Annotated in this window: 19 protein-coding genes; 9 read left to right on the forward strand and 10 right to left on the reverse strand. The window is 70.9% G+C overall.

From position 1 onward, the window contains the following. Window positions 1–92: 92 nt before the first annotated feature. From ACFULQ_RS06875 to ACFULQ_RS06885, 3 genes are read right to left on the reverse strand one after another with little or no spacing between them, the layout of a single operon-like run. On the reverse strand, window positions 93–1358 hold the full coding sequence (locus ACFULQ_RS06875) for an ABC transporter substrate-binding protein (RefSeq protein ID WP_383539160.1): 1266 nt from the start codon (window positions 1356–1358) through the stop codon (window positions 93–95). 43 nt (window positions 1359–1401) lie between these two features. Continuing rightward, entirely contained in the window at window positions 1402–2223 is an 822-nt protein-coding gene (locus ACFULQ_RS06880) for a carbohydrate ABC transporter permease (RefSeq protein ID WP_383539162.1), read from the reverse strand. Beyond that, complete coding sequence (locus tag ACFULQ_RS06885; RefSeq protein WP_383539164.1) at window positions 2220–3116, reverse strand: carbohydrate ABC transporter permease; 897 nt, start codon at window positions 3114–3116, stop codon at window positions 2220–2222. Before ACFULQ_RS06885 ends, ACFULQ_RS06880 begins: the two co-directional genes overlap by 4 nt. Window positions 3117–3364: 248 nt before the next feature. Between ACFULQ_RS06885 and ACFULQ_RS06890 the strand changes: the two genes are divergently transcribed. Continuing rightward, on the forward strand, window positions 3365–4405 hold the full coding sequence (locus ACFULQ_RS06890; protein WP_383539167.1) for a LacI family DNA-binding transcriptional regulator: 1041 nt from the start codon (window positions 3365–3367) through the stop codon (window positions 4403–4405). 279 nt (window positions 4406–4684) lie between these two features. On the opposite strand, the gene ACFULQ_RS06895 is transcribed toward ACFULQ_RS06890, so the two are convergent. The 3 genes from ACFULQ_RS06895 to ACFULQ_RS06905 all read right to left on the reverse strand — a co-directional run bounded on the left by ACFULQ_RS06895 (window position 4685) and on the right by ACFULQ_RS06905 (window position 9530). Next, window positions 4685–7279, reverse strand: a complete 2595-nt coding sequence (locus tag ACFULQ_RS06895; RefSeq protein ID WP_383539169.1) for a cellulosome protein — start codon at window positions 7277–7279, stop codon at window positions 4685–4687. 125 nt (window positions 7280–7404) lie between these two features. After that, window positions 7405–7944 carry a MarR family winged helix-turn-helix transcriptional regulator gene (locus tag ACFULQ_RS06900; RefSeq protein WP_383539172.1) on the reverse strand — a complete coding sequence of 180 codons (540 nt, stop codon included), beginning with the start codon at window positions 7942–7944 and terminating at the stop codon, window positions 7405–7407. Beyond that, window positions 7941–9530 (reverse strand): FUSC family protein, encoded by a 1590-nt coding sequence (locus ACFULQ_RS06905; protein ID WP_383539174.1) that lies wholly within the window; start codon window positions 9528–9530, stop codon window positions 7941–7943. The genes ACFULQ_RS06900 and ACFULQ_RS06905 overlap by 4 nt, the downstream gene beginning before the upstream one ends. A gap of 159 nt (window positions 9531–9689) precedes the next feature. Between ACFULQ_RS06905 and ACFULQ_RS06910 the strand changes: the two genes are divergently transcribed. The 4 genes from ACFULQ_RS06910 (at window position 9690) to ACFULQ_RS06925 (ending at window position 12855) form a co-directional block, all read left to right on the forward strand. Then, window positions 9690–10220 (forward strand): DUF5134 domain-containing protein, encoded by a 531-nt coding sequence (locus ACFULQ_RS06910; RefSeq protein WP_383539177.1) that lies wholly within the window; start codon window positions 9690–9692, stop codon window positions 10218–10220. A 118-nt stretch (window positions 10221–10338) separates the two neighbouring features. Further along, window positions 10339–11052 carry a phosphatase PAP2 family protein gene (locus ACFULQ_RS06915; RefSeq protein WP_383539180.1) on the forward strand — a complete coding sequence of 238 codons (714 nt, stop codon included), beginning with the start codon at window positions 10339–10341 and terminating at the stop codon, window positions 11050–11052. 218 nt (window positions 11053–11270) lie between these two features. After that, window positions 11271–11963, forward strand: coding sequence for an HAD family hydrolase (locus ACFULQ_RS06920; RefSeq protein WP_383539183.1), 693 nt, complete (start codon window positions 11271–11273; stop codon window positions 11961–11963). Between the two features lie 217 nt (window positions 11964–12180). Continuing rightward, a complete protein-coding gene (locus ACFULQ_RS06925; protein ID WP_383539186.1) occupies window positions 12181–12855 on the forward strand; it encodes a TetR/AcrR family transcriptional regulator in 675 nt (224 codons plus the stop codon). Here the strand turns inward: ACFULQ_RS06925 and ACFULQ_RS06930 are convergent. Continuing rightward, on the reverse strand, window positions 12843–14345 hold the full coding sequence (locus ACFULQ_RS06930; RefSeq protein ID WP_383539188.1) for an LVIVD repeat-containing protein: 1503 nt from the start codon (window positions 14343–14345) through the stop codon (window positions 12843–12845). The genes ACFULQ_RS06925 and ACFULQ_RS06930 overlap by 13 nt on opposite strands. A gap of 96 nt (window positions 14346–14441) precedes the next feature. Here ACFULQ_RS06930 and ACFULQ_RS06935 point away from each other — a divergent pair, with 96 nt between their 5' ends. Next, on the forward strand, window positions 14442–15110 hold the full coding sequence (locus ACFULQ_RS06935) for a DUF305 domain-containing protein (protein ID WP_383539191.1): 669 nt from the start codon (window positions 14442–14444) through the stop codon (window positions 15108–15110). Between the two features lie 28 nt (window positions 15111–15138). Here the strand turns inward: ACFULQ_RS06935 and ACFULQ_RS06940 are convergent, their stop codons facing one another. After that, window positions 15139–15603, reverse strand: a complete 465-nt coding sequence (locus tag ACFULQ_RS06940) for a DUF6214 family protein (RefSeq protein ID WP_383539194.1) — start codon at window positions 15601–15603, stop codon at window positions 15139–15141. 189 nt (window positions 15604–15792) lie between these two features. Here ACFULQ_RS06940 and ACFULQ_RS06945 point away from each other — a divergent pair, with 189 nt between their 5' ends. Continuing rightward, window positions 15793–17136, forward strand: coding sequence for an FAD-dependent oxidoreductase (locus tag ACFULQ_RS06945; RefSeq protein WP_383539196.1), 1344 nt, complete (start codon window positions 15793–15795; stop codon window positions 17134–17136). A gap of 37 nt (window positions 17137–17173) precedes the next feature. On the opposite strand, the gene ACFULQ_RS06950 is transcribed toward ACFULQ_RS06945, so the two are convergent. Continuing rightward, window positions 17174–17527: an ArsR/SmtB family transcription factor gene (locus tag ACFULQ_RS06950; RefSeq protein ID WP_383539198.1), complete on the reverse strand. Its 354-nt coding sequence runs from the start codon at window positions 17525–17527 to the stop codon at window positions 17174–17176. A 118-nt stretch (window positions 17528–17645) separates the two neighbouring features. Between ACFULQ_RS06950 and ACFULQ_RS06955 the strand changes: the two genes are divergently transcribed. Beyond that, on the forward strand, window positions 17646–18725 hold the full coding sequence (locus ACFULQ_RS06955; RefSeq protein WP_383539201.1) for an NADH:flavin oxidoreductase/NADH oxidase: 1080 nt from the start codon (window positions 17646–17648) through the stop codon (window positions 18723–18725). Between the two features lie 31 nt (window positions 18726–18756). Here ACFULQ_RS06955 and ACFULQ_RS06960 read toward each other — a convergent pair whose 3' ends face one another. Then, the gene (locus tag ACFULQ_RS06960) at window positions 18757–20130 is read right to left on the reverse strand and encodes a PHB depolymerase family esterase (protein WP_383539203.1); all 1374 of its coding nucleotides are present in this window, start codon (window positions 20128–20130) and stop codon (window positions 18757–18759) included. Window positions 20131–20396: 266 nt separating this feature from the next. On the opposite strand from ACFULQ_RS06960, the gene ACFULQ_RS06965 reads away from it, so the two are divergent. Next, window positions 20397–21374, forward strand: coding sequence for a polysaccharide lyase family 1 protein (locus ACFULQ_RS06965; protein WP_383539206.1), 978 nt, complete (start codon window positions 20397–20399; stop codon window positions 21372–21374). Window positions 21375–21392 lie beyond the last annotated feature (18 nt).

A 21392-nucleotide genomic window follows, 5' to 3' on the forward strand; every position in this document is an offset into this window, starting at 1 on the left:
CCGGTCCGGTGCGTCGGGCCCCGGGGTCCGCCCCGGCTTCGTCAGATGTGCCACTGCTCACTCCTTGGTCCCTTCGGTCGCCGGTCCCGTGCTCATGAGCCGGCCCTGTAGTCGCTGTCCATGTCCTTGAGGAGGGCATGGGGCGTGGACTGTCCGCTGAAGATCTCCTGGAGACCACTGAGCATGGTCTGCTGCACCTTGGCGTTGGGCCAGCGCTGGTCCATGAACGGCACGGTGCGGTTCGATCGGATGAACCGCGAGAGCTCGGTGAGCGAGGAGTCCACCTTGAAGCCCGTGTCGGGGAGCGAGGGCAGCCCGCCCTGCTTCTTGACGAACAGGTTCATGCCTTCTGGGGACATCACGAAGTTCACGAACTTCAGGGCGAGTTCGGGGTTCTTCGCCTTCGCATTGACGGCGTAGCCGGCGCCGGCCGCGGCCGGGATGAGGGTCTGGGACGGGTCGTCGGTCGCCGGCAGGGCCTTGAGGGTGAAGGTGCCCTGCGGGTTCTTCTGCTTGAGGAGGGCGATGACCCAGTTGCCCTGGATGATGCCGAGGGTCTTGCCGGTGGCGGCGAGCTGCTGGCTGGCCTCGTAGTTGGTGCCCAGGGGGTTCTTCTGGAAGCAGCCGGTCTTCTCCATCGTCACGTACTTGTCCAGCGCGGTCGCCCACTGCGACGTCGCGAAGGTGGTCTGTCCGGACTGCATCTTCTGGTCGAAGTCGCGGTCCGGTCCGTAGACGGTGGTGGCGACCAGCGCGTACAGCGCGAGCTGGGTCACCCAGTTGTCCTGATTGCCCAGCGCGAAGGCGGGCGTCCCCTTGGCCTTGGCGTCCCGGCAGAACGCCAGCAGCTTGGTCCAGGTGTCCGGCGCGGTGAGGCCCGCCTTGTCCAGGGCCTGTTGGTTGTAGACCGCTCCTATGCCGTTCTGCCCGAAGATCGCGTTGTACGTCTTGCCCTCGTACTGGGCGACGCTCTTGATCGCCTCGGGCATCCTGCCGGCCCAGGCCTGGTCGGAGAGGTCGCGCAGGTAACCCGGCTTGGCGAGGACGTAGGTGGCGCCGGGGTTGCCGTTGCCCGGCCACACCGACATCACGTCGGGTGCGGTGCCGGAGGACAGCTGGGTGCGGATCTGCTGCTGGTACTGGTCGGCGCCGCTGGTGGTGTAGCGGACCTTGACGCCCGGGTTGGCCTTCTCGAACGCCTTGACGACGTCCTCGACGGAACCCTGGTCGACCGAGGCGAGGGTCAGCGTCTTGGAACCGCCGCCTCCGGACGCGGACTTGGTGCCGCCGCTGCACGCGGCGAGGAGAGCTGCGGCCGTCGTGGTGGCGACCAGGGCTGTGAGGGTGCGTGTCTTCATGGTGTCTCCCTTGCGGAGCAGAAGGCGGGGCGGAGGCGGAGCGTCATCCCCGCAGTCCTCCGGCAAAGCCGTTGATGATGCTGCGTTGCAGGAGGAAGTAGACGAGCAGGACGGGCAGGATGCTGATCACCAGCGCGGCGAAGATGAGGTTCCAGTCGGTGACGTACTGGCCGACGAAGCCGGCGATCGCGACCGGCATGGTCTGCTGGGCGCTGCCGCTCAGGTACAGCAGCGGGGTGAAGAAGTCGTTCCAGACGGCGACCGTGTTGAGCACGAGCGCGGTCACGGTGATGGGCTTGAGCATCGGCAGGACGACATGGCGGAAGCCCTGGAGCGGGGTGCAGCCGTCGATCAGTGCCGCGTCCTCGAAGTCGCGGGGCAGGGCGCGCAGGAAGCCGACGTAGAGGAAGACGGTGAAGGGCACCTGGAGGCCGGAGTAGAAGAGGACGAGCGCCCAGGGGGTGCCGAGCAGGCCGAGGTCGCGCATGGTCTGGTAGAGCGGGAGCGAGGCGAGCTGGAAGGGCAGCACCAGGCCGAGCAGGACGAGCAGATAGGTGCCGCGTGACCAGCGGGCCGTGATGCGGGCCAGCGGATAGGCGGCGAGGGAGGAGACGGCCAGCACGATCAGGACACTGCACACCGTCACCAGCACGCTGTTGGCCAACGCGCCGCCGAGTCCGCCCTGTTGCCAGGCGTGGGAGAAGTTGTCGAGGGTCGGCGAGCTGGTCGGGGCGATGGGCGACGAGGAGTCGGAGGCCGGTCGTACCGACAGGTTCACCAGGACGTACACCGGGAAGCCGACGATCAACGCGACGGCGATCATGGCCAGTTCGAGCGCGAGGGTGCGCGGTCGGTAGCGGTTCACGAGGCGGCCCTCTCGCTGCGGGACAGCAGGACGTACTGGCCGGTGGAGGCGATCGCGACGATGATCGTCAGGACCACCGCGAGGGCGATGCTGTAGCCGAACTCGCCGAGGGTGAAGGCGTCCTTGTAGATGAGGGTCGACAGGGTGTCGGTGGCGTGGCCGGGGCCGCCGCCGGTCAGCGCGTAGACCTGGTCGAAGAGCTTGATCCCGCCGATGATCGACAGCATCAGGTTGATGGTGAGCGCCGGGGCGAGCAGGGGCCGGGTGACCGACCAGAAGCGTCGGACCGGACCGGCTCCGTCGAGCGAGGCCGCCTCGTGGATCTCCTGGGGCACCGACTGGAGTCCGGCCAGGAAGATGACCATGGAGTAGCCGGCGTACTGCCACACGGTCACGCCGACCACCGCCCACAGCGCCAGGTCGGGGCTGCCGAGCCAGTCCTGGCGCCAGGAGTCGAGGCCCACGGCGCCGAACAGGCTGTTGACCGCCCCGTCCGGGCCGAGCAGGTTGCGCCACAGGTACGCGGTCACGATCGGGGTGATCACGGCGGGGGCGAACAGCAGCACGCGCAGCAGGTTGCGGGACTTGATCGCGGTGTTGACGCCGAGGGCCAGCAGCAGCCCCAGGGCGTTCTGGACGACGGTGATGGAGACGGCGATCAGCAGGGTGTGCCAGATCGCCTGGACCGCGTCGGCGTCGTCGAACATGTCGGCGAAGTTGCCGAGGCCCACGAAGGAGAAGTGCGGATCGAGGCCGTCCCAGTCGGTGAACGCGTAGTAGACACCGCGGGCGCTCGGCACGAGCACGACGAAGGCGAACAGCAGCAGGGCCGGCGCCATGAACCACCAGGGTGGTGCGGTGCGGGTGCGGCGGGCAGGGGCGGCGAGGGTCACGGGGCGGACCTGCTTCCTTGAAACGTTTCACGTCACGCCTGGGAAACCCGATGGGTAACGTTTCCCATCGGTGGTGCCAGACCTTAAGGAGCCCCCGGCATGACGTCAAGATGCCGCGCAAGCTGCGTGATTGTTACGGCGTCCGGTCCAGGTCGGCCGGCATCCCCGCGGCGATCACGCTTACGTTGCGAGGGCAATGTCCGTACACTTCTGGCCAACGTTGCCCATGGCGTCGGAGGAAGAGCCGCATGGAGCCGCCCGCATCACCCCGTCGCGTCACCATTGTCGACGTGGCCCGTCACGCCCAGGTGTCCACCACCGCGGTGTCCAAAGTGCTGCGCAACGCGTACGGGGCCAGCCCCGAGATGCGGGCCAAGGTGCGCCGGGCGATCGAGGAGCTGGGCTACCGGCCGCTGGCGGCGGCGCGGGGGCTGCGCGGGCAGACGTACACGATCGGCGTGATGCTGCCGGACATCCGCAACCCCTTCTTCCCGGAGATCCTCGACGGTGTCACCGCCTGTCTGGAGGACACCGACTACCAGGTCCTCCTGGGCCCGGGGTGCAACGGCGAGAAGGAGGAGGCCAAGGTCACCGAGGCCATGATCGACCGCGGGATGGACGGTCTCATCCTGGTCGCGCCGGTGTCCCCGCCCAGCCATCTCGAACATGTCGCCTCCGTCGTGCCGACCGTGGTCGTCGGCCGCCACGGGAACTCCCCGGCCTACGACAGCGTCGGCGACGACGACGTGGCGGGGGCGGCGCTGGTGGTCGGCCATCTCGCGGGGCTCGGGCACCGCCGGATCGCGCACATCGAGCACCACGAGACCGACCCGACCCGCAGTGTCGAGATGCCGAACGCCCAGCGCGCCGACGGCTACCGGCGGGCCATGCGGGATTTCGGCCTGGACGAGGAGATCGACGTGGTCTCCACGACCTACACGCAGGAGGGCGGGTACGAGGGCGCGCTGGAGCTGCTGGCCCGTCCGCGCAGGCCCACGGCCGTCTTCGCGGGGGCCGATGTCGTGGCCATGGGGGTGCTGGAGGCGGTGGCCGAGGCCGGTCTCTCGGTTCCCGGGGACATCTCGGTGGTCGGCTACGACAACACGACCTTCGCCGCGCTCGGCCCGATCTCCCTGACCAGCGTCGACCAGGCGGGCAACGAGATCGGCCGCAACGCCGCCCGACTCCTCCTGGAACGGATCGCGGACCGCGCGAAGCCGTCGGTACGGATCAGACTCACTCCGACGCTGGTGGCCCGACGGACGACGGCGGCGCCGCGGGCTGTGTGAGACGGGGTCACCGGGCCGGGGGCTCCGGGGCGCCGGGCCGGGGCGTTCGTGTCCGCGCGGCGCCGGTCCGGGGGCTTCGGGGCGCCTGACCTCCGGTCGGACGCCGGGCCGGGGCGTTCGTGTCCGCGCGGCGCCGGTCCGGGGGTTGGAGGCGGCTGATCGCCGGTCGGACGCCGGGCCCCGGCGTTCGTGTCCGCGCGCCCGCCTCGGCCGGACGGCCGCCGCTCGCTGCCCCCAGGCGTGTCCGGGGAGCGACCCGCCCCGAAGACCCCGCACCGGTCAGACAGGCTCCTCCCCCGCGGTCAGCGGTGTCACCGTCACCTGGTCGATGACGGGGGCGTAGGCCGAGCGCCGGCCGTACGCGTTCCCGGTGTCGCCGTCGAAGTCGGGGAGTTCGTCGGCGGTGAAGGTGACGGTGTTGAGGCCCGGGCGCAGGGTGACCGGCACGGCCAGGGTCCAGAAGTTGTTGAAGTGGAAGGTGGTGGGGAACAGCACCCGCTGCGCCGGGCCGCCGTTGACGGAGAGGTCGGCGTGGCGGCAGACCGGGTCCGGGTTGTAGTGGGTGGAGGACGGCTGCTCGCCGTTGGAGTAGCGGACGGTCAGCGCATGGCGTCCGGCGCGGTCCGCGGTGACCGTCAGGGAGAGCGCGTTCGCGGGCCCGGCGCCGACTCCGTCGACCGCCTTGCCCCCGTTGGCGTACAGATATCCCGTCACCCTCGCCGTCCCGGTCAGGAGGCCTGCCTCCGCGGCGTACCCGCTCGTGGGCAGCAGTCCGCGCGAGGGGGCGACCCGCAGCCGGTCCACGATCAGCCGGTCCGAGGTCCCGGTCACGGTGATCTTGTTGATGCCGCCGGCCAGGAAGAGCGGTACGGCGCCCCGCTCGACGCGTCCGATCTCCTCGCCGTTGACGCTCAACACCCCTTCCCCGGGCCCGAGTACGTCGACGGTGACGGATGCCTCGCCGTCGTCGGCCGCGTGCGCCCAGAAGGTGACGGTGCCGCCTCGCGGGAGCACGGCGACCGCGGGTCCGGAGGCTCCGCGATGGGCGTGGCTGACCCGGGCGCCACCGCCGAGATCGGCGAACTCGGCGTCGTACAGGGCGGTTTCGTCCTCCTCGCGCAGGACGAGGTCCAGCTTGTCGACGAGCGCGTCACCCTTGGTGACCCCGAGGCCGGGGTCCTGGGCGGCGAGGGTGATCCGGTGCCGGCCCGCGGTCAGCCGCACCCGGGTGTCGGTGTGCCCCCACACCGCCCGCTTGTAGCCGAGCGGCAGCCGCAATTCGCGCGGGTCCTCGCCGTCGACGCGCAGGAAGACGTTGGTGGGTCCCTGCTCGCGCACCAGGTCCGCGAGGTTGTGCGAGCCTGCGAAGACCATGAGGTCGTACGTCCCGTCCTGCGGGACCTCGATGTCGAAGGCGAGCACCCCGTCGGAGCCGGTGCGCAGCCCGCCCACGTGGTAGCCGCCGGAGGTGGCGAACCGGTCGACGGCGGACGGGGATCCCTCGGGTCCGTTCAGCGAGTAGCCCCCGCCCGTCCAGGTCGCGTCCTCGGCCTCGTACGTGCGCCTCCAGCGCACCGAGGGCGGCAGGGAAGCGGCCCCGTTGCCGCCGGGCGAGAGGATCACCTGGTAGGCCGACATGGCGTCGAGACCGGTCAGACCGACCGTCACCGTGCCGTCCAGGACGGGGAGTTCCTCGTCCCGAAGCCGCAACGGCTGTTCCGCGGAGCCCACTTGGCCCGTCCAGGGGATCTCCACGAGCCGTACGTGGACCACGGCACCGAAGACCTCCGCGTCCACGCCCGTGAAGACGAGGTCCGCGGGACCGTCCGCGCCCCCGAACAGCGCCCGCGCCTGCCGCTTCTCGCGGTCGAGGGCGGCAACGCCCTGGAGGGTGTACTGCACGTTGGGGTGCGGGGCGACGACCCGGACGGTGTTCCCGGTCAGCTGTCCGTAGGCGTTGTACAGCCACCACTGGCCGTTGGCCTTGTTCGCCTCCACCGCCGAGTCGTTGAGATTGCCGGCGATGTTCCAGTAGGCGAGGTCGGCGTCGACCTTCGACTCCTCGATCGCGGCGATCCACTGGATCATCTGGCCGGGCACCGAGACGTGGTAGTTGTGCGCGTACTCGTTGATGTTGACGGGCAGCGGGCCGATGCCCAACTCCCGTTCCAGGTCTCGGTACTTGGCTATGTTGGTGCGCACCTCGGCGGGCGAGGACAGTTCGTGCCAGGTGACGATGTCGGGCAGCACGTCCCGGGACTTCGCGAACTCCAGGAAGTCCCTGACCTCCGGGTACAGGATGCAGGTGTTGGGTCCGGCCACCCGCGCGGCCGGGTCGAGGTCCTTGATGAGGCGGTGGGCGGCCTCCCAGGCGGCGAAGTAGGGGGCCGGCTCGGTCCGCCAGGACACCCCGTCGTAGCTCCACTCCCCCTCGCCGAACATGTTGCCCTCGGGCTCGTTGAACGGCACGTAGACGATGTGGGACCGCAACTCCCCCAGGGTCAGGACGTGTTCGACCTGGCGGCGGATCACGTCCAGGTGTCCCGCGAGCCGCTCCTCTCCGGTGGCGCCGGGCCACTCGTAGGGAAAGCCGCGGTGGAAGTCGGGCAGATAGACGTAGACGTCCTTGCCGCCGGCCGCCACGAAGGGCGGCAGGATCTCCAGGGCGTCGCCGCCGGGGTGCTGGGCGCCGTCCTGGGCCTTGGTCGTCACCGTGCGCGGGTACATGCCCTCCACCACCACGCGGCTGGGCACGCCGTCGCCGTAGAGGCCGTAGAGGGTGCCGCTCGCTCCGCCGTGGAAGGGGCCGGTCTCGGTGCCGAGGTCGATGACGAGCTGGTCGGGGGCGGGGCCTTCGGCTGTCACGGCATCCATCCTTCGTTCGACATTCCGTACGACAGTCGATGATCAGCACCGACCTGGACGAACGTAGGAACCGCGGGCGGACCGCGTCAACAGGCAACCGGCTTCGAAACTTGCGAAACCGCAGGTCGGCGGCGTCAGGCGCGCAGCACTCCGAGGGTGCCCTCCAGTCGGCCGAGCAGTTCGCCGAGCCGGGCGGCGAGCTCGCCCCGCGCCTCGGGGGTGAGAACGGACAGCACGGCCGTCTCGTACGCCAGTTGCTCGGGCAGGATCCCGTCGACCAGCTCGCGCCCCGCCTCGGTGAGCCGGAGATGGGCGACCCGGCGGTCGCGGGTGTCGCCCCGGCGCTCCACCAGGCCCCGCTCGGTCAGCTGCTTGAGGCGCTTGGTGACGGCGGCGCCCGAGGAGAAGGTCTCGCGGGCCAGGTCGCCGGGGGTGAGTTCGTGGCCGGTGCGGCGCAGGGCGCCGAGCAGGTCGAACTCGGGGCGGCTGAGCCCGGCCCGGCGCAGCGGGGCGTCCTCGGCCTGCTGGAGCAGGGCGGCGCAGCGGTTGACCCGGCCGATGATCTCCATGGGGCCGGTGTCGAGGCCGGGGTGGACGGTCTGCCACTGCCGGACGACGGCGGCGACGGTGTCGTTCCTCGTCGGGTCCGCCGGTCGTCCGTTCGGTGCCGTCATGCGCGTGCGCCCTCCGCTCTGTGGTGCCGGACCGTCGCGGCGAGCGTACGGTGTCCGGCCCGCTCGGCACGCACCACCCTCTCCTCGGGCAGGGCCCGCTGCCACCATTCGCCGGAGGCGGCCTCGACGGTGGCGCGCAGGTCGACCAGGGCGGCGGCGAGGACACGCCGGGCGTGATCCAGCACGCCGGGTTCCGTGCGTGGCTCCGCGACGAGCCGGGCGGTGCGTTCCCGGGCCCCCTCCACGGCGGCCAGCGCCTGCTCGACCCGGTCGCCCGCCCGCCGGTTGGTGACGGCGACCGCGGCGACGAATCCCACCAGGGCTCCGACGACGGTGTCCGCGAGCCGCTCGGTGATCAGCCGGCCCGGCTCCTGGTGTCCCGCGAACTCGGTGATGAGCAGCGCCATCGGGGTCACACAGATGCTGCCGAGCCAGTAGTTGCGGCTGATGAGCGCCTCCGCACCGAAGTTGAAGGCGAGGCAGCACAGCACGAGCGCGGCGGGCCCGAGGTGGGCGAGCGGGACCACGGCGGCGAACACCAGCACCCCGAGGAGGTTGCCGACCACCCGCTGGACGCCCCGGCTCCAGGTGAGGGTGACGTTGGCCTGGTAGAGGGAGGCCGCGGTGACCAGGGCCCAGTAGGGGCGGCCGACGCCGAGCGCGAGGGAGGCGTAACCGGCCAGGGCGCAGCCCACCGCGGTGCGGACGGCGATCGGGGCGAGCGGGCCGAGGGCGCGCCACCAGGGGCGGCCGGGGACGGCCAGTTCGATGTCCACGCCGAGGAGTTCGTCGTCGTACGACGTCCTCGGGACCTCTCCGTTGCCGCGCAGTGCGCGGGCCCAGGCGCGCAGGCGGTCCGGGTCGGCGTCGGCGGGGGCCGCGAGGGCGGTCTCGGCGCGGACGACGAGGCGTTCGAGGGCGCGCCGGGTCTCGGAGCGGGTTCCGGCCGCCAGGAGGGTGTGCCAAGCGGCCTGGACGGCGGCATGGGCGGTCCGGCCGGTGTGGGCGCTCGGGCTCCGCACGTGAGCGGCGGCCGCGCTGAGCGCGTGGGCGGTGGCGCGTCGCTCCGGTCCGTGCGGGCGCAGCAGGCCGGGTGCCATGCCGATGAGCCAGGCCCAGGCGCCCGCGGCGAGGGCCAGGGCGAGGTGGCCGGGGACCTGGGCGAGGGTCTGCGGGGCGAACAGGGAGGCGGAGCTGATGAAGGTGAGGACCACATGGCCCGGCGGGCCGATCCGGGTCGCGTCGCACAGGGTCTTCTGTACGGCGGCCACCAGCGCGCCGACGGTCACGAGGACGACCGCGCTGCCGGTGAGGGAGGCGGCGACCAGACCGGCCCCGAGGCCGGCGACCATGCCGAGCACCACCCAGGCCAGGGCGCGGGCCCGGGCGGCGTAGGGCCGGTTGTGGGCGTACAGGGCGCACAGGGACCCGGCCATGGTGTACATCGCGAGGTCGAGGCGGCCGAGGGCGAGCAGGGTGAGGTTGGGCGGGGCGACCGCGACGACCACGCTGAGGGCGGGCTTGAACCAGATGTCGGAGGGCCTGCCGAGGCGCAGCACGCCGGCCAGCGGGAGACGGGTGCTCATGGGTATGACATTAGCAGGTGTTTTACTCGTAAACGAGTCTCGGATGACGGCCCTGACCTGCTGTGCTCCGTCGCACGCTCCCCGCGTACACCCTTGCGCTCGATTGCGCGCCGCACGGCCCGGGCATTTCTTGACCGACCGTCGACGGGGGTGGTGGACGTGCACGGACCGGCTTCGCCCGGCTGGCTGCTCGTGGCGCTCTGCGCGGCGACCGGGGCGTACTGCCTGCTGCGGATGCGCAGCAGCGTCGAGGAACAGCGCCGGGCCGCGGGCGGCGAGGCGCTGATGGGCTTCGGCATGGCCGTGATGGCCGTACCGGCCGCCGTGTTCACACCACCGTCGTGGGCCTGGCCGCTCTACGCGGCCGTCTTCGGCGGCGCCGCGCTGCGCGCGCTGTGGGCGGCGCGTGCAGCTGCCCATCACCTGCACCACCTGGTGGGGGCCGGGGCCATGGTCTACATGGCGGTGGTGATGGCGACCTCTACCGGACACCATGGCGGTGCGGGAGTCCCTCTGGTCACAGGCGTGCTGCTGCTCTACTTCACGGGATACGTCCTGCTGTCCGGCGCCCGCCTGATACCGGTGACCGCCGGGGTGGCAGCCGTGGGCTGGGGCGACCGGCCGGAACTCGCGCGGGCGTGCCGGCTGTCGATGGGCATCGCGATGGTGGCCATGCTGCTGACGATGTGAGGGGAGCGGCTCCCCACGGCCGGCGGCGCGCGGGCCGGTCGCTTGCGAGACGGCAGCCCGGATCGGCCCTCACCCCGGGTATTGGCCTCAAGGCGCACGGGTCGGCGAGGATCGCGGTATGCACATCTCGTCCGTCGACTCCCCGCCCCGTCCGTCGGAGCACCGGACCGCGGCTCGCGCCACCGGTGTCCTCGCCCTGTGCTCGGTGCTGCTGCTGGTGCTGGTCGTCGCCGAGTGGGGGCCGCTGCTCACCGCCGACGGCGAGATCGCCGACACCACGCACCGCTGGGCGGTCGACGAACCAGGGCTCACCCATGCCTTCCGGATCCTCTCGGACTGGGTCTGGGACCCCTGGACGATGCGCCTCCTGGCCGCGGTCGCGGCGATCTGGCTGGTGTGGCGGCGCCATGCCCGCTGGACGGCCCTATGGCTGGTGGCCACATGTGCGGTGGGCACACTGGTCCAGCAGGTCCTGAAGGCCGCGGTCGGCCGCGAACGCCCCGTCTGGCCGGACCCGGTCGACACCGCGCACTTCGCGGCCTACCCGTCGGGGCACGCCCTGACGGCCACGGTCGTCTGCGGCCTCCTGCTGTGGCTCCTCCACCGTTACGGCGTCGGCGGCGTCCTGTGGTTCACGGCCCTGGCAGTCGCCGCACTCTCCGTCCTGGGCGTGGGCCTGACCCGCATCTGGCTGGGCGTCCACTGGCCCTCCGACGTACTCGGCGGCTGGGTCCTGGGCGCGACGCTGGTGGCACTGGCGGTGCTGGCCCACCGGCGATGGGTGCCGGGGGCGGAGCCGCGCGACGGGGGCACCGGGCCACGCGACGGGTGACGCCGGTGCGGCAAGACCGGGGACCACGGTCCCGCCCATCGAGGGAGCACGATCCACGTGGGCGCCCGCACGACGGACGACCATGGTCCCGCGCCACGGACGACTCCGGTCCCACGTGACGGACGTCGGCGCCTGCCCACGACAGACGGCTTCGGCACCGCGCCAAGGACGACCACCGTCCCGCCCGACGGATAACCGGCGAAGCCTAGGATCGCCGTATGTCTGCCGTCCTCTTCGACTTCTCCGGCACCCTCTTCCGGATCGAGTCCACCGAGTCCTGGTTGCGGGCCGTCCTCGACGCGGCGGGGCTCTCCCTCGACGAAGCCGAGTTGACGCGGACCGCGCGGGCGCTGGAGAGCGCGGGCGCGCTGCCCGGTGGGGCCGCGCCCGGGGTGCCGATGCCGGAGGAGGTCGCCGCCGTGTGGGGGGTGCGGGACGAGAGCGCCGAGTTGCACCGGGCCGCCTACACCGGGCTCTCGCGGCTGGTCCCGCTGCCCGATCCCGCCCTGCACGACGCGCTGTACGAACGGCACATGTCCCCCGCCGCCTGGCAGCCCTACCCCGACGCCGCCGAGGTGCTGGGCACCCTGCGCGAGCGCGGCATCGGGGTGGGCGTGGTCAGCAACATCGGCTGGGACCTCAGGCCCGTCTTCCGCGCGCACGGCCTCGATCCGTACGTCGACGCGTACGTGCTGTCGTACGAGCACGGCGTCCAGAAGCCGGACCCCGGGCTTTTCCGGACAGCCTGCGCGGCGCTCGGCGTCGAGCCGGCGGACGTCCTGATGGTCGGTGACGACCGACGGGCGGACGGCGGAGCGGCGGCCCTGGGCTGCGGGGTGCACTTCGTGGACCATCTGCCGGTGGCGCGGCGCCCCGACGGGCTGCGGCCGGTCCTTGATCTGGTGGGCTGAGAGCCCGGATCGGCGCCCGGAAATCGGTGGCCGAAAACGGGGCGGTCACCCCGCGGGGAAGGTCGCCTGAGGCCACCACTGGAGCGTATGCTCGCCCACCCTGGACGATCCCCCGCGTCGCCCAGAGCAGGCGGCAGCCCGGACCAGGCCTTTCACGGGCCGATCCGGACGCGCTGAGTATAGTTGGCTGATAGCCAGTCAACGCAGGAGTTACAGCATGTCCCCGCGCAGCGCCTCGGTCAATGAAGAGTTGCGCCGCCGTTCCCGGGAGCGGCTCCTGCAGGCGGCCCTGGAACTGGTCTCCGAGCGCGGATACGAGTCCACGACCCTCGGCGACATCGCGGACCGGGCCGGTTCGGCGCGCGGTCTGGTCTCGTACTACTTCCCCGGGAAGCGCCAGTTGGTGCAGTCCGCCGTGCACCGGCTCATGCACCGCACGCTGGAGGAGGCCCTGGAGCGCGAGCCGCGCACCGAGGACGGCCGGGAGCGGATGGCGCGGGCCATCGACGCGGTCCTCGGCCTGGCCAGGGACCGGACCGTGCTGATGCGCCAGCACATGGCGGGCCTGCTGGACACCGAGGGCTTCGTGCAGTGCCCGGAGCAGCAGCGCCTGGCCGAACTGCTGCGGGACACCATGGAGCGGCACGGCTCGCAGACGGTCGAGACCGACTACCCGATGCTGCGCTCACAGCTCATGGGCGCGGTCTACGCGATGGTCCTGCCGAACGTGCCGCTGCCGATCGCCACCCTGCGCGCCGAGTTGTTCGCGCGCTACCGGCTCGACTGGGAGCAGGGCGTCCCGCCGGGCACCGAGGCGCCCGGCGGGACGTGTGACGCGGATCTGTCGCGGTTCTTCGAGACGGGCCGGGGGCCCGGGGATCAGTCGAAGTAGTCCGGCTGCGTCTGGACGTTGAGCTCCCCGAGCCGCACCTTCCTGGCCGGATCCGTCCGCTTGTCGCTGAGCTTCAGCACGTCGAAGCCTTTGACGATGTCGTTGGAGTAGATGTAGCCGTTGTAGTAGTACGCCGACCAGGCCCCGCCGGTCTGCATGGTGGTCGTGTTGAGCGGACCGCGCTCGAAGTAGGCGATCTCCCGGGGCTTCGAGGAGTCGGTGAAGTCCCAGACGGACACGCCTCCCTGGTACCACGCCTGGACCATGAGGTCCTTGCCCTTGACCGGGATCAGCGAGCCGTTGTGGGCGACGCAGTTCTCGGTGTCGGCCTGGTAGCGGGGGATCTTGTAGTAGCTGCGGAAGACGAGCTTGCGCTTGTCGCCCTTGCCAACGATGTCGTAGATGCCGTCGGCGCCGCGGTTCGGGCCGATCGCCGCGTTGCAGGTGGCCGCGCCGCCGCCGCCCAACTCGTCGGTGAAGACGACCTTGTTGGCCTTCTGGTTGAAGGTCGCGGAGTGCCAGAACGCGAAGTTCACGTTGTCCTGCACCCGGTCGATGACCTTCGGGTGCTCCGGATCCTTGATGGAGAACAGGATGCCGTCACCCATGCAGGCACCCGCCGCGAGGTCCTTGCTCGGGAGCACCGTGATGTCGTGGCAGCCGGTGGTCTTGGAGACGCCCGGGTTGGTGGGCGCGCCGGGGTTGCCGCCGCCGTCGGGGCCCTCGCCCGGGAAGAGCACCGGGAAGTTGACGACCGCCGCCGTCTCGGGGGCGTTGCGCGGCACCTTGATGACCGAGATGCCGTCGTGCGGGGGCTGGCAGTCGGGGTAGGCGGCGTTCGGGGAGTACGAGGAGACGTAGAGGTAGACGTTCCTGCGCTCCGGCACCAGCGTGTGGGTGTGCGAGCCGCAGGCGGTCTCGACAGCGGCGACGTACTTCGGGTTGCGCTTGTCGCTGATGTCGAAGACCTTCATGCCCTCCCACGACGACTTCTCGGTCACCGGCTGGGTGGTGCTGTTGCAACTGCTGTCGCTGCGCGAGGAGTCGGTGGAGAGGAACAGCAGGTTCCCGGAGACGGAGATGTCGTTCTGGGAGCCGGGGCACAGCACCTGGGCGATGGTCTTCGGCGCCTTCGGGTTGCTGATGTCGAAGATGCGGAAGCCGTCGTAGTTGCCGGCGAACGCGTACCGGCCCTGGAAGGCCAGGTCCGAATTGGTGCCGGGCAGCGCGTCCTTGGGGACGTTGACGAGGTGTTCGATGTTGGCGGAGTGGACGATCTCGTCCTGGCCGGGGATCTCGCCGTCGGCTATCGCCGCGCGCACCTCGGCCTCGGTGCTCCTGGACACCCCCTTGCTCGCGGCCGGCCCGTCCCCGGGATCGGGGGTCGCGACGGCCGGACCGGCGGTCAGCAGCGCGGCCAGGAGACCCGCGGCGGCCGCGGCAACTCCCAGACGTCTGTGCCGGGTTCGGGACTCACTCAACAGGATCACTGTTTTCCTCCCTGTGCCGTTCATGTGGAACGGTTCACGCGTCACCGCAGTATCGTCTGCATCATGCACAGATCAACAGAGGGCAACGAACCTGTAATGAGAGGACCATGGGTGGGTACTGTGCTTTTCGGCCGTGTGCCGTACGTGACGGCCGTCCTGGCAGTCGTCGCAGCCCTGGCCCTCGCGGGCTGCGACTCCGACACGGACCCCAAGTCGGCCTCGGCGAACGGGCCTTCGGTGCTGGTGCCGGGCAAACCGGGTGAGGCGAACCGCACGCTCTCCGCACAGGACGCGGAGGAACAGCGCGGCGACGACGACACTCCCAACTCGGCGGACGTCTCGTACGCGCGGATGATGATCGCGCACCACGCCCAGGCGCTGGAGATGACCGAACTGGTCCCGGGGCGCGCCGAGTCGGCGAAGCTCAAGGCCCTCGCCGAGCGGATCGCTGCCGCCCAGGGGCCGGAGATCGAGTCGATGAGAGCCTGGCTGAAGGGCCACGGCAAGTCCGAGAAGAGCGACGGGCACTCGCACGCCACCATGCCCGGCATGGCGACCGAATCCCAGCTGAGGAACCTGCGCGCGGCGAAGGGGAAGGCGTTCGACGAGCTCTTCCTCACGCTGATGATCACTCACCACCAGGGGGCGATCACCATGGCCACGGAGGTCAAGGGGCAGGGCAACAACATCCGCATCGAGGAGATGGCGGACGACGTCGTGGCCCAGCAGACGAGCGAGATCAACCGGATGCGGAACATGCTCTGAACGGGGTGCGGGGGCTCAACGCGGCTGTTCAGCGCCGAGCGTGACGAGGGGTCAGGAATCCGGCGTCACGCGCCTGGGAGATGAGCCGCAGCGACTTGCGGCGACTGTGCCCGGTCGCGCACATCACCGCGAGGACCGGGTCGACACCGTCCTGCTGGGCGGCCAGGTACTCCTGCGCGATCAGCCAACGCCCCTCGATCCCGCGGGGCCAGGCCGGGCGAGCGCGACGCGCACCACCCGCCTGGGCATCGGCCTGCGCCCCGGGCTCCCTGCCGCACGCCTCGAAGAGCGGTCCCTCGATCCAGTCCGCGAGCACACCCAGGTCGTCGAGCGACAGCGCCGGCTGCGCCCGCACATCCTCCAGGGAGACACCGTCCTCGGCCACCACCGCGAGCGTGTCCACGCGGGCCCCGTCGGCGAAGGCCAGCCGGACGTGGAACCACGAAGTCGCGCCCCCGTCCTCCCGCACTTCCCACGCGGGCCACACGGACACGCTGCCGTCCGTCGGACAACGATCAGAAAGATTAAGAAAGGATGCTTCTAGCACACACGCAACGTAACCGCATGATCACACTCCATACGAACGGACACGCGTGCCAAGGCTCCTCCGGCACTCTGTCAGACCAGCACCGGCGGTGCGATCCTGGAGGTGTCAGCGACTCCTCGCGTAGGGAGTTCCGCCGTGCTGCGTGTCGCCGTCATCGGCTCCGGGCCCAGCGGGTGCTACACCGCCCAGAGCCTCGTCCAGCAGGACCCGGACGTGCTCGTCGACGTCCTGGACCGGTTGCCCTGCCCCTACGGCCTGGTGCGCTACGGCGTGGCACCGGACCACGAGAAGATCAAGTCCCTCCAGAACAACCTGCGCACGGTCCTGGAGCACGACCGGGTGCGGTTCCTCGGCGGGGTCGGGATCGGTCCCGGCGGAGTGCCTGCCGCGCGGCTGCGCGAGCTGTACCACGCGGTCGTCCACTGCGTGGGCGCCGCGACCGACCGCCACCTGGGCATCCCGGGCGAGGACCTGCCGGGCAGCTGGTCGGCCACCGAGTTCGTGTCCTGGTACAGCGCGCACCCGGACTCCACGGCCGACGGTTTCGTCGCCGGCGCGCGGTCGGCGGTGGTCATCGGTGTGGGCAATGTCGCGGTCGACGTGACGCGGATGCTGGCGCGCGGCGTGACGGAGCTCAGCCCCACCGACATCCCGCAGCCCGCGCTGACCGCGCTCGCGGCCAGCCGGGTGACGGACGTCCACATGGTCGGCCGGCGCGGCCCCTCCCAGGCGCGCTTCACCACCAAGGAACTGCGCGAGCTGGGCTCGCTCCCGGATGTCGAAGTGGCGGTGCGGAGCGAGGAGTTGGCGCTGGATCCGGCGTATCTGGACCCCGCTCCCCTGCCCGCGCCGCAGCGCCGGAACGTGGAGGTGCTGCGGGGCTGGGCGGGAGCGGCCCCGCACCGGGCGCCCCGCACCATCTCGCTGCGCTTCTTCCTCCGCCCGGTCGAACTCCTCGCCGACGGCGGCCGGGTGGGCGCGGTCCGCTTCGAACGGACGGCGCCGGACGGCAGCGGGGGCGTGCGCGGCACCGGTGAATTCGAGGAGATCGAGGCGCAGTTGGTGCTGCGGTCGGTGGGGTACCGGGGTCTGCCGGTGGAGGGGCTGCCGTTCGACGCGGAGAGCGGCACGGTGCCCAACGTCGACGGCCGTGTGGTGCGCGGCTGCTTCGTCATGCGGGGTGAGTACGTGGCTGGCTGGATCAAGCGCGGCCCGACCGGAGTGATCGGCACCAACCGCCCGGACGCCAAGGAGACGGTGACGTCTCTGCTCGAGGACGCCCCCGCCCTCGTACGCAAGGAACTTCCCGGGGACCCGCTCGACGCGCTGCGAGCGGACGGCATCGAGCCGGTGGAGTGGGCGGGTTGGTGCGCGATAGAGCGGGCAGAAGCGGCGCTGGGCGCGTCCCTGGGCCGGCGCGTGGTGAAGCTCCCGGACTGGCAGTCCCTGCTGCATGCCGCCCAGGGGGGTGCCCTCTAGAGCACCGGCAACGCCCGACCTTCCCGCGAGGGCCGGTTCAGCCGCTCCCGGCCCGGACGGCCTGGCGGGCGGCGGCGTCGAGGAGGGAGTCGACAAGTCCCGGGAAGAGATCGTCCAGGTCGTCCCTGCGCAGGCCGTTCATCTTGGCCGTGCCCTGGTAGATCTGCCGGATCACGCCGTTCTCGCGCAGCACCCGGAAGTGGTGGGTGGTCGTCGACTTGGTGACGGGCAGATCGAAGTGCGAACAGGAGAGCTCGGCGCCGGCCGCGGCGAGCTCGCGCACGATCCGCAGGCGCATCGGGTCGGAGAGCGCGTGCAGGATGCCCTCCAGGCGGATCTCGTCGCGCTCGGGATGCGGTAGGGCGCGGCTGCTGACGGCGGGGGAGGTCACGGCGGCTCCACTTCTGCGGGACCTTCATTGTACGAGAACTCTCGTAGTTTGACACCTGGCGTACTACGATGCCTATCGTACGAGTCGACCACCGGTCCCGTGACGATTGGAGCCCGCCGTGAGCGCACTCTTCGAGCCCTTCACCCTGCGCGACCTGACGATGGCGAACCGGGTGTGGATGCCGCCGATGTGCCAGTACTCGGCCGCTCCGGACGGGCCCGAGGTCGGCGCCCCGAACGACTGGCACTTCGCGCACTACGCGGCCCGCGCGGCCGGCGGCACCGGCCTGGTCATCGTCGAGGCCACCGGCGTCAGCCCCGAGGGCCGTATCTCGCCCTACGACCTCGGCATCTGGAACGACACCCAGGTCGAGGCGTTCCGCCGCATCACCCGCTTCCTGGCCTCCCAGGGCACGGTTCCGGGAATCCAGCTCGCCCACGCCGGCCGCAAGGCCGCCACCGACCAGCCCTGGAAGGGCGGCGCGCCGCTCGCCCAGGACGCGCGGGGATGGCAGCCGCTGGGCCCGAGCGCGGTGGCCTACGACGAGAAGCACCCGGTTCCGACGGAGCTGACGACCGCTCAGATCGCGGAAGTGGTCGGCCAGTTCGCGGACGCGGCCCGTCGCGCCCTCGCCGCCGGTTTCGAGGTCGCCGAGATCCACGGCGCCCACGGCTATCTGATCGGCAACTTCCTCTCCCCGCACAGCAACCACCGCACCGACGAGTACGGCGGCTCGTTCGAGAACCGCACCCGCTTCGCGCTGGAGGTCGTCGACGCGGTCCGTGCGGTCTGGCCCGACGACAAGCCCCTCTTCTTCCGCATCTCGGCCACCGACTGGCTGGAGGAGGGCGGCTGGACCCCGGACGACACCGTCCGCTTCGCCCGCGACCTCCAGGCGCACGGCATCGACCTCCTGGACGTCTCCAGCGGCGGCAACGCGTCCGGCGTCCGCATCCCGGTCGCTCCCGGCTACCAGGTTCCCTTCGCCGCCCGCGTCAAGGCGGAGACCACCCTGCCGGTCGCCGCGGTGGGTCTGATCACGGACGCCGAGCAGGCCGAGAAGATCCTGTCCAACGGCGAGGCGGACGCGGTGCTGCTGGGCCGCGAGTTGCTGCGCAACCCGTCCTGGGCCCGGCACGCGGCGCGCGAGCTGGGCGGGGACGTCCATGTGCCGGACCAGTACCACCGGTCGGTCTGACACCGGACGTCCCGCCGGACGGCGTGCAGGCTCAACTCACCGTGCACGCCTTCCCGTTGAGCGTGAAGGCACCCGGCGCCGCGCTGTTCCCACCGTGGTTCGCCTGGTAGCCGATGCTGACACTCGCGTTCGGGGCGATCGCCGCGTTGTACGACGCGTTCGTGGCCGTCACCGCTCCCGAGCTCGGGGCGTACGTGGCGCCCCAGCCGTTGGTGATGGTCTGGCCGCCGGGCAGGGTGAAGGCGAGTTGCCAGCCGTTGATCGACGTCGTGCCGGTGTTGGTGACGGTGACGGACGCGGTGAGGCCGGTGTTCCAGGCGTTGGTCGTGACCGTCACCTTGCAGGCGCCGGGCTGGGGTTGGGGCGCGGGTCCGTCGCCGCCCAGCCCGAAGAAGGTCAGCGCGCGCTCGGCCATGCCCCAGCTGTACAGGTTGTGGCCGACACCCTGGAGGCTGACGGCCTCCACCGGGGCCCGGTCACCGGTGGCGCCGTAGCGGGTGCGGGTCCAGCCGGAGACGGGGGAGTCGGTGGCGGCGGGCGTCTGGCCGACGCCGAGGACGTTCGTCCACTGCTTGATCTCCTCCCCGAAGTTGGGGTAGCGCAGCACGTCGTCCTCGGTGCCGTGCCACACCTGCATGCGGGGCCGGGTGCCGGTGTAGCCGGGGTAGGCGGCGCGCACCAGGTTGCCCCACTCCTGCGGGGTGCGGGTGATCGTGCCGCCGGAGCAGGCGCTGTTCCACTCCGAGCCGTCCGTCGTAGCGAAGCAGCCGAAGGGGACGCCGGAGAAGGCGGCGCCGGCCGCGAAGACGTCCGGGTAGTCACCGAGCAGGACGTTGGTCATCATCGCGCCGGAGGAGATGCCGGTGGCGTAGATCCTCGCGGTGTCGGCGGAGTAGGTGCCGACCGTCCAGTCGATCATCGACTTGATGCCGACCGGGTCGCTGCCGCCGCCGCGCTTCAGCGCCTGCGGCGAGGACACGTCGAAGCACTTGCTGGCACGGGTGACCGAGGGGTAGATCACCACGAACCCGTGGGTGTCGGCCAGTTGGGCCCATTCGGTGCCGTTGTACATGGCAGGTCCCGAGCCCGTGCAGTAGTGCACGGCCACGACGACGGCCGGGTGCGCGGTGACGTTGGCCGGCACGTACAGGTACATCTGGAGGTTGCTGGGATTCGCGCCGAAGCCCGTCACCTCGGTGAGCGTGGCGGCCGGCACCGCCTCGGTGCGTGCCGAGGCGGTGGGCCCGGAGAGGAAGACCGCCGCGAGCAGCGACAGCACGGACAGCAGCAGCGAGCTCAGCCGTCTCCGCGGGGAGTTGCGGGGGGTGGTGGACACGTCCTTGCCCCTTTCCTTGAGCAGGGAGAGTTGGTCCGAGGCGCCCGGCGAGCATCGTGGCATGCACATGGCTGCCATGGAAGCGCTCCCACACGTCGAAAGAATTCGCTCGCATTAACCACCCCTCCCCCACCCGGGTGGCCGAAGGTCTTCTGCGCGAAGCGTTGACTAGAAAGCGCTTGCCCCCTACCTTCCGTTCAGTGATGTGAACGACCCTGCGGCGAGCGGTCCACACATCACCACTCTGCACTGCGCAAGTCGTTCAACATGGCGATCAATTTTCACGTACATGTCCGACCCGGCACCAAGCAGGCACCCCGAAGGGACGCACCCGCATGCGTACTCGCCCCCCACGTGCACACGCGCAAAGATCCGCTCTGGCCGCCGGTGCGGCCGCGCTCGCGACGGCGGCCGCCCTGGCCGTCCCGCAGCCGGCCGGGGCCGCCGAGACCTCCCCCATCGGTTTCGGCGCCGGAACCACCGGCGGTGGCAGCGCCTCGGCGGTCACCGTCTCCACCCTGGCCGCCTTCAAGGCGGCCGTCACCGGCAGCACGGCGAAGGTCGTCAAGGTCAACGGCCTGATCTCGCTGAGCGGCACGGTCGACGTCGGCTCCAACACCACGGTGCTGGGCGTCGGTTCGTCGTCCGGGTGCACCGGCGGCGGGCTGCGGCTGAAGAAGGTCACCAACGTCGCGGTCCGCAACCTGAACATCAGCAAGCCCCTCGCACCCGCCGACGGCATCGAGGTGCAGGCCTCGACGAAGGTGTGGATCGACCACAACTCCTTCTCGGCGGACCGCGATCACGACAAGGACCACTACGACGGTCTGCTGGACATCAACCACGCCTCGGACAACGTCACGGTGTCCTGGAACACCTTCAAGGATCACTTCAAGGGCTCGCTCGTCGGCCACAGCGACAACAACGCGAGCGAGGACACCGGCCATCTGAAGGTGACGTACCACCACAACTGGTTCAACAACGTCAACTCGCGCATCCCCAGCCTGCGCTTCGGCACCGGGCACTTCTACGACAACTACGTCGTCGGTGCCGAGACCGCGGTGCACTCGCGGATGGGCGCCCAGATGCTCGTGGAGAACAACGTCTTCCGCAGTACCGGAGTCGCTGTCACCACGAACCGGAGCAGTGACGTCGACGGATACGCCAACCTGCGCGGCAACGACCTCGGCGGAGCCGCCACCGAGATCTCCCGCGTCGGCACCTTCACCACCGCTCCGTACGGCTACACCGCCGAGCCCGCCTCCTCCGTCACCGCCTCGGTGACCGGCGGCGCGGGCGCCGGAAAGATCTGACCACCCCCCACCGTCCAC

The sequence above is a fragment of the Streptomyces sp. NPDC057253 genome (assembly GCF_042669125.1).
In the GTDB taxonomy this organism is placed as follows: Bacteria; Actinomycetota; Actinomycetes; order Streptomycetales; family Streptomycetaceae; genus Streptomyces.

Coding starts and splice junctions, on each gene's coding strand:
- ACFULQ_RS06875 (WP_383539160.1), bottom strand. CDS start 1,358: ATGAAGACACGCACCCTCACAGCCCTGGTCGCCACCACGACGGCCGCA.
- ACFULQ_RS06890 (WP_383539167.1), top strand. CDS start 3,365: ATGGAGCCGCCCGCATCACCCCGTCGCGTCACCATTGTCGACGTGGCC.
- ACFULQ_RS06895 (WP_383539169.1), bottom strand. CDS start 7,279: ATGGATGCCGTGACAGCCGAAGGCCCCGCCCCCGACCAGCTCGTCATC.
- ACFULQ_RS06900 (WP_383539172.1), bottom strand. CDS start 7,944: ATGACGGCACCGAACGGACGACCGGCGGACCCGACGAGGAACGACACC.
- ACFULQ_RS06905 (WP_383539174.1), bottom strand. CDS start 9,530: ATGAGCACCCGTCTCCCGCTGGCCGGCGTGCTGCGCCTCGGCAGGCCC.
- ACFULQ_RS06915 (WP_383539180.1), top strand. CDS start 10,339: ATGCACATCTCGTCCGTCGACTCCCCGCCCCGTCCGTCGGAGCACCGG.
- ACFULQ_RS06920 (WP_383539183.1), top strand. CDS start 11,271: ATGTCTGCCGTCCTCTTCGACTTCTCCGGCACCCTCTTCCGGATCGAG.
- ACFULQ_RS06925 (WP_383539186.1), top strand. CDS start 12,181: ATGTCCCCGCGCAGCGCCTCGGTCAATGAAGAGTTGCGCCGCCGTTCC.
- ACFULQ_RS06935 (WP_383539191.1), top strand. CDS start 14,442: ATGAGAGGACCATGGGTGGGTACTGTGCTTTTCGGCCGTGTGCCGTAC.
- ACFULQ_RS06960 (WP_383539203.1), bottom strand. CDS start 20,130: ATGTGCATGCCACGATGCTCGCCGGGCGCCTCGGACCAACTCTCCCTG.
- ACFULQ_RS06965 (WP_383539206.1), top strand. CDS start 20,397: ATGCGTACTCGCCCCCCACGTGCACACGCGCAAAGATCCGCTCTGGCC.